General features: G+C 50.2%; 11 protein-coding genes. 1 reads left to right on the top strand and 10 read right to left on the bottom strand.

What is annotated here, in order from left to right; genetic code table 11:
* Positions 1-16: 16 nt before the first annotated feature.
* Both ubiA and BZG79_RS02100 read right to left on the bottom strand, forming a co-directional pair.
* The gene (ubiA, locus tag BZG79_RS02095) at positions 17-871 is read right to left on the bottom strand and encodes a 4-hydroxybenzoate octaprenyltransferase (protein WP_077773623.1); all 855 of its coding nucleotides are present in this window, start codon (positions 869-871) and stop codon (positions 17-19) included.
* Positions 868-1410: a chorismate lyase gene (locus tag BZG79_RS02100; RefSeq protein WP_077576378.1), complete on the bottom strand. Its 543-nt coding sequence runs from the start codon at positions 1408-1410 to the stop codon at positions 868-870. The genes ubiA and BZG79_RS02100 overlap by 4 nt, the downstream gene beginning before the upstream one ends.
* Positions 1411-1567: 157 nt before the next feature.
* Here BZG79_RS02100 and BZG79_RS02105 point away from each other — a divergent pair, with 157 nt between their 5' ends.
* Positions 1568-1990 carry a flagellar basal body-associated protein FliL gene (locus BZG79_RS02105; protein ID WP_077773624.1) on the top strand — a complete coding sequence of 141 codons (423 nt, stop codon included), beginning with the start codon at positions 1568-1570 and terminating at the stop codon, positions 1988-1990.
* On the opposite strand, the gene BZG79_RS02110 is transcribed toward BZG79_RS02105, so the two are convergent.
* From BZG79_RS02110 to ftsY, 8 genes are all read right to left on the bottom strand, one after another.
* Positions 1991-2785, bottom strand: a complete 795-nt coding sequence (locus BZG79_RS02110; protein WP_077461465.1) for a DeoR/GlpR family transcriptional regulator — start codon at positions 2783-2785, stop codon at positions 1991-1993.
* An 87-nt stretch (positions 2786-2872) separates the two neighbouring features.
* Positions 2873-4234, bottom strand: coding sequence for a glycerol-3-phosphate transporter (glpT, locus tag BZG79_RS02115; RefSeq protein ID WP_077773625.1), 1362 nt, complete (start codon positions 4232-4234; stop codon positions 2873-2875).
* Between the two features lie 253 nt (positions 4235-4487).
* Positions 4488-5318: a rhomboid family intramembrane serine protease GlpG gene (gene glpG / locus BZG79_RS02120; RefSeq protein WP_077576381.1), complete on the bottom strand. Its 831-nt coding sequence runs from the start codon at positions 5316-5318 to the stop codon at positions 4488-4490.
* Between the two features lie 8 nt (positions 5319-5326).
* Positions 5327-5665 (bottom strand): thiosulfate sulfurtransferase GlpE, encoded by a 339-nt coding sequence (gene glpE, locus BZG79_RS02125; RefSeq protein ID WP_021022239.1) that lies wholly within the window; start codon positions 5663-5665, stop codon positions 5327-5329.
* A 334-nt stretch (positions 5666-5999) separates the two neighbouring features.
* Positions 6000-6863, bottom strand: coding sequence for an RNA polymerase sigma factor RpoH (rpoH, locus tag BZG79_RS02130; RefSeq protein ID WP_021022237.1), 864 nt, complete (start codon positions 6861-6863; stop codon positions 6000-6002).
* 120 nt (positions 6864-6983) lie between these two features.
* Positions 6984-7919, bottom strand: coding sequence for a permease-like cell division protein FtsX (gene ftsX / locus BZG79_RS02135; protein ID WP_077576382.1), 936 nt, complete (start codon positions 7917-7919; stop codon positions 6984-6986).
* A complete protein-coding gene (ftsE, locus tag BZG79_RS02140) occupies positions 7912-8580 on the bottom strand; it encodes a cell division ATP-binding protein FtsE (RefSeq protein ID WP_077576383.1) in 669 nt (222 codons plus the stop codon). Before ftsE ends, ftsX begins: the two co-directional genes overlap by 8 nt.
* 2 nt (positions 8581-8582) lie before the next feature.
* Positions 8583-9529: signal recognition particle-docking protein FtsY (ftsY, locus tag BZG79_RS02145; protein ID WP_077773628.1), on the bottom strand; the 947-nt coding region annotated here is incomplete at its 5' end.

Consider the following 9529-nt stretch of genomic DNA (forward strand, 5'->3'; position numbering starts at 1 on the left):
GACAAGAGCGACAACATTAACCGTAAATACCGGCCAAAACACCAATGAATACCACTAAACCGACATAGTTATTGTTTAAAAAAGCCTGAAAACATGCCATGCGTTCCCGTTCACGGGCAAGATAGTGTTGATAAACAAATAGCGCAAAGGCCGCTAATAGGCTCCATTGGTAACCGGCCGCCAGCTCTAGCCATTGCCCGGCGAGCATCAATAGCGCAAGCGTCAATAACTGCAATACACCAACCGCGGCTTTATCCCAACGTCCGAACAAGATGGCGGTCGATTTAATCCCAATCTTTAGATCATCATCGCGGTCCACCATGGCGTACAAGGTGTCGTAAGCAATAGTCCAGCAAATATTGGCCATAAATAGCAGCCAAATCACCGGAGGGAGTGCCCCTTGTGCCGCGGCAAACGCCATCGGGATCGCCCAGCWAAACGCCAGCCCCAACACCAGCTGGGGAAGATGGGTATAGCGCTTCATAAACGGGTAAATAAACGCCAGCGCCACCCCAACAAACGAGAGCTGAATGGTGAGCGTATTTTGAGTTAATACCAATAAAAATGCGCCTAACACTAGCGCAATAAAGAAACCCAGCGCTTCTTTCTCGCCAATCCGCCCTGAGGGCAAAGGGCGCGCTTTGGTGCGTTTGACGTGACCATCAAAGTGGCGATCCGCATAATCGTTAATCACGCAGCCGGCAGCACGCATCATATACACCCCGAGCACAAAGACGACCAGGGTCAGCAACGCCGGCATGCCATCGGCGGCTAAAAATAACGCCCATAATGTTGGCCAGAGTAATAATAAGGTACCAATGGGACGGTCTAAACGTGCAAGCTGGCCATAAGCAGCCAATTTCGTGCTCATGCAGGCGCCTCCTTGCCATATAAGGGCGAGTGAGGCAAAAAGAGTTCGGCCACTAACATGGGTCGATTATGGAGCCAAAGACGCGAGCGACGGGCATAAAGCTGGTGTGACAAGCAAGAGACATGTGCGGTTTCAATCGCATCGCGGCGAGAGGCGCGCTGTTTAAACACATGCTGACCCAGAGGTTCGGTCCCTAGCGCGTGTAAGTGGCCACCCTGTCCCTCTAAGGTGGAAGCCGGCATTAGCGTTCGCGCACACAGCCAAGCTTGTCCGTCACCTTTGAGGACGACTTCCCGTACCACACAGGCCTCTGGGCCAATCAAAGCGGTTTCATGATCGGTCAATTTGTCCGGCGTCAGTTGATAGACCTGGAGCACGTCGACATCGAAATCCTGACAGTGGCGTTTGAGTCGTGCCGTCATGGAGTGTGATTCTAACAACCAGCTGCCTTCTGCGGTGCGCTTTAACGCCGCAATATCGGGTCGCTCCCAGCGTGCCTGTTGCAGCGCCTCTAGATAGGTATGATTTAAGTCTGACATTATTTCCTGTGCCACATCGCGCAAAATTCGCCTGTCCGTCCCCCTATGAGGCGGACAATGTTGCTATACTCGGCGGGTAATTGTATCAGGCTGACCGCGATTGGAGAATGCGCACGGCCTACTCCTATCACATCATCAACCGAATTTTTGGGTGGCTATGAGTAAACGACAACCCCTATTGATGGTACTGCTGAGCCTGTTGTTATGGGTCAGTACCGCCGTCCAGGCACAAGAAGAAGGCAGTAACGGCAACCAAGCAAAGTACAGTTACTTTTCCTTAGAGCCTGAAATTACCACCAATTATGTCACCGAAGGCCGGCAGCTCGGTTTTATCAAGGTGAAAGTTGAATTGATGGTCGATGATCCTAAGTGGGTCAGCGAGCTGGAATACCACTCGCCGCTGATCCGCGATGTCATCATAGAAACCTTGGCGCAACAGACCGCGAGCAAAATTAAATCGCTGTCGGGACGCGAAGCGATTCGCAAAGCATGCCTAGAAAAGGTCAACGCGCTTCTTCTTGCCGAAACCAATCGCAGAATGCTGGCCGACCTTTTATTTACCAAGTACCTCTATCAGTAATCACCCAACTGATGGCATATCCTCAGAGACGGCATGGCTGATCACCTCTAGGTGGCTGCCTTGTGCCGCTAACATCTCCTGAATTTGCGCGGGCGGAGTGACATCGGTAAAGACCATATCCAGTTGGGTAATATTGCCTAAGTTCACCATCGCATTACGGCCAAATTTAGTATGGTCAGCGGCCAACATCACACAGCGGCTATTGTCTAAAATGGCTTTTTTAACCCGCACCTCATGATAGTCAAAGTCCAGTAATGACCCATCATCGTCAATACCACTGATCCCCAAGATGCCAAAGTCGAGTCGAAACTGAGAGACAAAATCGAGCGTGGCCTCTCCCACAATGCCACCATCACGATTGCGTACCTCACCACCGGCAATAATCACCGTAAAATCCTGTTTCGGCATTAAGATCGCCGCCGCATTGAGGTTATTGGTGACTACCCGTAAGTTATGATGATCCAGCAATGCGCGCGCCACCGCCTCTGGGGTGGTCCCAATATCAATAAATAACGTTGCGCCGTCGGGAATGTGCTGCACCAGCGCCTGAGCGATGGTGTCTTTTTCCTGTTGTTGCAATACTTTGCGGGTCGCATACGCGGTGTTTTCAGAGCTGGAGGGCACGGTGGCGCCACCGTGATGGCGGCGAATTTGATTTTCTGCTGCCAACTCATTGAGATCACGCCGAATCGTTTGTGGGCTGACATTGAAGCGCTCAACCAAGTCTTCCGTGCTCACGTATCCTTGTGATTTAACCAGATCAATGATTTGCTGATGACGTTTGTTTTGCTTCACTGCATCTCCCCTTACAAAAAAAGCCCCCGCGATCACGAGGGCTTCCTAGTTTACGCATAGCCACTAGGCAATGCCAAGACAGATCATTTAGGCAGCGTGCACAGCCGCGTCACGGCGCACACGATGCTCTCCCACCCACGCGAGGCACAAGAAGAAGATGGCCAAGCCACAGCCACCGGTGAGCAGCATAAAGCCACCGTCCCAGCCAAAGAGGTCCACGGTATAACCCAGAGCAATGTTCGCGACAACCGCGCCACCTAGGTAACCAAATAGTCCGGTCAGTCCTGCCGCGGTACCCGCCGCTTTTTTCGGTGCAAGCTCCAAGGCATACAGACCAATGAGCATCACGGGGCCATAAATTAAGAAGCCAATCGCAACCAGTGCCACCATATCAATGCCTGGATTGCCGGCGGGGTTAAACCAATACACCAACACAGCGATCGTCACCAGCACCATAAATAGCACCCCGGCTGGCGCACGTGCTCCTTTAAAGAACTTATCGGACATCCAACCGCACAACAGTGTGCCTGGGATACCAGCCCATTCATACAAGAAGTAGGCCCAGGACGATTTATCCACAGTGAAGCCTTTGGCTTCATCCAGGTAAACCGGCGCCCAATCGAGCACGCCATAGCGAATCAAGTAAACAAAGGCATTGGCAATCGCGATATACCACAACAGACGGTTTTTCATCACGTAGGTGACAAAGATGTCTTTGGCAGACATTTCTTTTTCAAATGCTTCTTCGTCGTAGTTATCCGGATAATCGTCTTTGTACTCTTCAATCGGCGGCAGGCCACACGATTGTGGGGTATCTCGCAAGGTAAACCAGATAAAGACAGCGACCAACGCAGCAAAGAATGCCGGCACATAGAAAGAAGCGCGCCAATCGTCGTTAAACAGCCATAAACCCAGTAAGAACAAAGGACCAATCAGTCCGCCACCAATGTTATGGGCAACGTTCCAGACGGAGACTAGCTCACCACGCTCTTTCCGTGACCACCAGTGCACCATGGTGCGTCCACAAGCCGGCCAGCCCATACCTTGCACCCAGCCATTGATAAACAGCAGCACAAACATGATGGCAATACTGCTTGTCGTCCATGGCAAAAGGCCAAAGCTGAACATCACCAGTGATGACATTAACAGACCGGCACTTAAGAAATATCTTGGGTTTGAGCGATCAGACACGCTGCCCATGAGGAACTTGGACAAACCATAAGCGATGGATACCGCCGCCAATGCGACACCTAGATCGCCGCGACTAAAGCCATATTCATCAATCAGAAACGGCATCGCCAAGCTAAAGTTTTTACGCACCAGATAATAACCGGCATAGCCGATAAAAATACCAAAAAATAATTGCCAGCGCAGTCGGGTATAAGTGTCACCGATCTGTGACTCTGGCAATCTTTGCCGGTGAGCTGCCGGCCGAAAGATTCCAAACATGGGAGGGTCCTCAGTAAGATGTACGCGATGGATTAATTAAAAAGATAAAAATCAAACAAGTGAGCAACTAAAATTTCGATTTCGCTCAACAAATGGAATAATTACTCAAAATGAAAACCAAAACCGTGAAAGCGAACATAAAAACATAGATCTGACGCAAAAAGGGTATGCGTTCGAACAAAAAAAGAGCAATTCATTGCTCTTTTTTTAGGGCACAGTGGTATCTGTCGATGAACGAGGGGTTAGCGGATAGTCAAGCGTGGCGTTTTGCGTCCCATAAACCCAGGACACAACCGATGATTAAGCCAAATAAATGCGCCATATTGGCGATGTTCATGCCCATAGGCTGGAAAAATCCAATCACAAGCCATGCCAGCATAAAGATCACATAGGGTTTTTCGATGGTTAATCCACGCTCGGGAGCCAACCAAGTTAGCCACCATAAATAGCCCAGTAGCGCATAAACCACGCCGGAAAGCCCACCAAAATACGGGCCGTCTAACCAATATTGGCCTAAGCCTGAGAAAAGTGCGGCAAAGAGAAAGATCTGCACCAGCTTACTGCTACTATCGAGACGCTCAATTCGACCTCCGAGTACCCACCACCACAACAAATTAAAGATGATGTGTAAGGCAGAAAAATGCAGCAGCGCATGGCTGAATAAACGCCATAATTGCCATTGTTGGCTGCTGTCTGCAGGAAACAGCAGACGACGCGCCACCACATCAAAGCCGCCGAGGGTCATCAGCGTAAACAAGGCCACACAGATAAACATGATACTCAAGGTAACCGGGCCAGATTTCTCTTTTACCGTTTGCCATAATCGAGCTGAGGGGTAGTGAAAGCGTGCTTGGCGCGTCTCGGCAACTTGCCAAGACGCCGCTTGATAACGACTATGTGTTGGATCGGCAATAAAACGTTCAAGCTCGTTGTCGACCCATGCTTTGTCGTCGTCATTAATCAACCAAACCGCAACGTGTGCGTCTGGCTCTGGCGCGAGCTCAAGGCTAACATCATGCGCGGCCGCGTAATCGATAAAAGCTTGTGCCAAGCGCGCATTGGGCAATACCGCGATTTTTTGCATGGGCTGTCCTATTTTATATCGATCCCTGATGCGGTCGGCAGTGACTGTCGATGCCAGGCTTCAAACCCACCATCGACACTATAAACCGCATCGAAGCCTTGATTGATCAAATACTGTGCCGCCCCTTGGCTACTGATCCCGTGATAACACATCACCAAGACGGGTTGATCAAAATCGACCTGATCCATAAACGCCACCAGCGTGTCGTTGGTGAGGTGATAGGCCTCTTGAGGATGCGCGACCTGAAAGGTTTGAGGATCACGAATATCCACTAATACTGCATTTTGCTGATCATCGTTCAGCATTTCCCACGCATCGGTCACAGAGATATGTGCGAACTGATCCATACCTTATACCTCTCCACTCACAAAGTTATTCCCAGCTGATGTTACACGAGGATCGCGTGCGCCTCGAGATGAACCCGCATTGTACCTGAGTTTGTCTCCCCCCGCCTGTCTAGCAATACTCGCTTTGTTTGATTTTTGATCGTTTGTGGACAAAGGTGTGAATTGCGTTGATAAGCGATGATCGTATCTAAGGATCCACTACATATAGTATGGATCCAGGATAAGCTGTGTATAACTTGCTATGGCGATGAGTACCGCCTGGTTTTCAGGCATAAAAAAAACCGGCCAACGGACCGGTTTTTCTTCACGAAACCAATACAAGGATCAGGAGGCGCTATAGCGCATCGCCAATGGCTTGCTTTAATTTCTTCATCGCATTTTTTTCTAATTGTCGCACACGCTCTGCGGAGACTTGATAATGCGTTGCCAAGTCTTGCAACGTTGCCTTATTGTCCTCTAACCAACGAGCACGAACAATATGCTGACTACGTTCATCCAAGCCTGATAACGCATTCGCCAAGCGACGATTAGCGTGCGCTTCCCAGTTTTCTGCCTCTAGAGACTCGGCAATATCTGAGCTTTTGTCCTCTAGGTAGTAAACCGGCGCCATTGGGCCATTTTCACGCTCATCGTCTGCCGATGCGGGCGCTTCAAAGGTCGGATCTTGTGCCGCTAAACGGGCTTCCATCTCACGAACTTCTGACGCCTCAACGCCAAGCTGCTCCGCGACCATATTCACTTCGTCGTTATTAAACCAACCCAAGCGCTTCTTATTTTTACGTAAGTTGAAAAACAGCTTACGTTGCGCTTTGGTCGTTGCCACTTTAACGATACGCCAGTTACGTAATACGTACTCGTGAATTTCGGCTTTGATCCAATGGACGGCAAATGACACCAGACGTACGCCAACTTCAGGGTTGAAACGTTTGACCGCCTTCATTAAGCCAATGTTGCCTTCTTGAACCAAATCCGCGATGGGTAAGCCGTATCCGGTGTATCCACGGGCGATGTGAACAACAAAACGCAAGTGAGATAAGATCAGCGACTTTGCCGCCTCCAAATCACCATGATAATGGAGACGCTCGGCCAGCGAATGCTCCTCTTCCGCGCTGAGCATAGGGTGGCTGTTAACCGCTTGCAGATAACCATCGATGTTACCTTGTACAATCGGTGCCAATGCGTTCATCTCTTTTGTCATTCAAACCTCGTTTCCGAATCGTCGAAGACCGAATTGCTATTAAGCATGCAAAAATATACCCAAGCGGGGGAAAACTGCAAGCCCTGATGTCTCTCTCGTTGTTCTATGACCGTATTATTCCTATACAGGTTCAATCTCTTTTAAGTGACGGCGCGTCGCCAGCAAGGCAGCGCCTACGCCAAGCAAAACGGATCCCATCAATAATAGCAAAGACTCATCCCAACTCAGTCCGCTGAGGGTAAAGGGCTTGTCATATAGCTGTGCAAATTGGTGGACGGCACCATCCATCAGCCACGTATTCATGGCAGTGAGAATCCAGGCCACGACTGCGGCTAAGCTCCCCAGCCAAGCGCCCATATATAAATAGGGACGCAGAATAAAACTGTCCGTTGCGCCCACCATTTTCATCACCTGGATCCGGGGTTGATGATGCAGGACCTGTAAGCGCAGCGTATTCCCGACCAGCAAAACAACAGCCGCCAGCATTAAAATAGAAAATAACCACGCCATCGTCATCGCCAAGGTCTTAATGGCATCAAGACGCGCGAGCCAGTCGGTATCGAGCCGCACTTCAGCGACCTCATCCCGTTGCCTTAATTGCTCTGCTAATCCACTCGCGCGATCCGACAGTGTCCGAGTGCTGTCATTATCAGCATCTCCCCTGGGAACCACCACGATCACGCTGGGAAGAGGATTGTCCTCCAATAAAGTGACCGCTTGATGAAAGCCACGCTGCTTTTTAAGCGCGGTCATGCCTTCAGACGGTGACACATAGGTGACGCTATCAATACCTGGCCACGTTTTCAGTGTGTCCGCCAGCGCCTGTCCCTGTTGCTCAGATTGTGTCGGCGACAAGAAAACATTGATCTCTGCTGGGCTTTGCCACTGCGCACTTACCGCGACCACATTTTTAGCTAGCAAATAGAAGGTCGCCGGCAAAGACAAGGCAACGGCCAACACCATCAGCGTGAGTAAATTACCCATCGGACGCTGAAAAAGATCACGCCAAGCCGTCAATGCGTGACGTTGCTGGGTCTGAATAAATGATTCAGCCATGCCCCACCTCCGCTAAGCTTCCGTGTTGAAGGTCAAAGCGCCGTAAATGGTTGTATTGTTCGAGCAGGCTGGTGTCATGCGTTGCCATCAAGATGGTCACCCCGACTTGATTGAATAAGCGGAATAATTCCATGATTTGCGCAGACAACGCCGCATCTAAATTTCCGGTCGGCTCATCAGCCAACAGCACTTGGGGACGATTGACCACCGCACGCGCAATCCCTACCCGCTGTTGCTCACCACCGGACAGTTGTATGGGGTTACAACGCGCTTTATCAAGCAAACCAACTTTATCGAGCGCGGCTGAAACCCGCTTTTTGATTTCATTGTCTGACTGCTGCTCAATCCGTAAGGGCAAGGCGACATTTTCGAACACGGTCGCGTCCATCAGCAGTTTATGATCTTGAAAGATAATCCCTAAATGACGACGCAAAAAGGGAATATCTTGACGCGGGAGGCGCGATATATCGTGGCCGTTGAAATAAATGTGTCCATCACTGGGACGTTCAATGGCACAAATTAGTTTCAACAAGGTGCTCTTCCCTGCGCCTGAATGACCCGTGAGCAGGGCCATGTCGCCTTTAGGCAATTCAAAATTAACCTTTTGTAAGGCCTGACGTCCCCCGCGATAGGCTTTGCTGACTTGCTGAAACTGAATCACGGTTATTCCTCCCGGCTAAACAGCGCCTCGATAAAGTCATTGGCGTTAAAGGTGCGTAAATCTTCAATGCCTTCACCGACACCAATATAGCGAATCGGAATATTAAATTGTTCAGCCACCGCAAAAATCACCCCGCCTTTTGCGGTGCCATCTAATTTAGTGAGGGTAATACCGGTGATCGGTGCTATCTCATTAAATAACTTGGCCTGACTGATCGCATTTTGCCCGGTGCCTGCATCAAGGGTAAGCATCACTTCGTGCGGGGCACCTACGTCCAGTTTTTGCATCACACGGACAATTTTGCGTAGCTCTTCCATCAAGTTGGCTTTGTTTTGCAAGCGTCCGGCGGTATCGGCAATCACCACATCGACATTTCGTGCTTTGGCCGCTTCAATCGCATCATAAAGCACAGACGCGCTATCAGCGCCGGTATGCTGGGCAATCACGGGCACGTGGTTACGCTCACCCCAAGCTTGCAGTTGTTCAACGGCGGCAGCACGGAAGGTGTCACCGGCGGCTAACATGACCGATTTGCCTTGATCCTGAAATTGGCGTGCCATTTTGCCGATCGTGGTCGTTTTACCCACGCCATTAACGCCAACCATCAAGATCACATAAGGCTTTTGATCCGTCAGCACCAAGGGTTGCTCAACGCTTTCCAGCATGTGCGCCATTTCTTGTTTGAGAATGCCGTACAGGGCTTCACCATCTTTGAGATCGCGACGGCTGGCCTTATCGGTGAGGTTATCAATGATTTTGGTCGTGGCTTCCATCCCTACATCAGAGATCAGCAACTGTTCCTCAAGCTCTTCAAATAGCTCTTCATCGATTTTCTTGCCGCTAAACAAGCTAAAGAAGCCGGAGCCGAGGTTGGTTTTGGTTTTTTGCAGGCCACGTTTTAACCGCGCAAAGAAGCCTTCACGTTGCGGTTTTTCGCGCACCGCTGGCT

Source organism: Salinivibrio sp. MA427 (assembly GCF_001996115.1).
Lineage (GTDB): Bacteria > Pseudomonadota > Gammaproteobacteria > Enterobacterales > Vibrionaceae > Salinivibrio > Salinivibrio costicola.